Source organism: Bradyrhizobium sp. AS23.2 (genome assembly GCF_001908185.1).
Taxonomy (GTDB): Bacteria; Pseudomonadota; Alphaproteobacteria; order Rhizobiales; family Xanthobacteraceae; genus Bradyrhizobium.
In genome coordinates, this window is the sequence record NZ_LGHM01000355.1 from 1 (window position 1) to 823 (window position 823).

The following is an 823-nucleotide window of genomic DNA, read 5'->3' on the forward strand; positions in this document are numbered from 1 at the left end:
CGGCGACCTCGAACGGCAGATCGGCGCCTTTGTCGAGCACTACAATCACGCCCGCTTCCATGAGAGCATCGACAACCTCACGCCCGCCGACGTCTACTTTGGCAGAGCCGAGACCATCCTGGCCGAACCTCAGCGCATCAAGCACGACACCATCGCAAATCGTCGCTTGCAGCATCGACTGCAGGCCGCTTAAACTCTACCCCCTGATGAGCCAGAGCCCCCTTCGCAGCCCGCCTAATCAGTCTCAAATCATCTGACGACGAACATACATATGCTGTCGCCCCGTGTTTTGGTGGGCATTCTTTGGACGCAACTCATGAAATGGCCTGACACTCGCGTTCGTCATCGCAAGGCGTCAACGGTTTAGGAGTTCGAGTGTAGTGTAGACTGCGGTATCCATCGCCCTCTTCGCAAACCGATCCGTTTGATTGCGCAGCAGGCGAACTGGGGATCCACGACTTGAACCGCCCCGGGTTTGCCGGAGGCTCCAACTCCTGAGAGGATGGAGCCATGACAAGCAAGACGACGAACAAGTTTTCGCCTGAGGTCAGGGACCGCGCGGTTCGGATGGTTCTGGATCACGCCGGCGAGCACCCTTCGCGCTGGGCGGCGGTGACATCGATTGCGGCCAAGATCGGCTGCACACCGCAGACGCTTCATGACTGGGTCAAGAAGACCGAGATCGACAGCGGGCAGCGGACTGGCGTTCCGACTGAGATGGCCGAGAAGCTGAAGGCCCTGGAACGGGAGAACCGTGAGCTTCGGCAGGCCAACGAGATCCTGCGCAAGGCGAGCGCTTATTTTGCGATGGCGGAGCTCGACC

At 59.7% G+C, this 823-nt stretch carries 2 protein-coding genes; both read left to right on the forward strand.

All coding sequences use genetic code 11. The features are described 5' to 3' along the window. The coding region (locus AC630_RS42110; RefSeq protein WP_083636622.1) for an integrase core domain-containing protein at positions 1-193 on the forward strand (193 nt) is incomplete at its 5' end. Positions 194-510: 317 nt separating this feature from the next. Further along, positions 511-823 (forward strand): transposase (locus tag AC630_RS42115; RefSeq protein WP_143198771.1); only part of this gene is annotated, 313 nt, incomplete at its 3' end.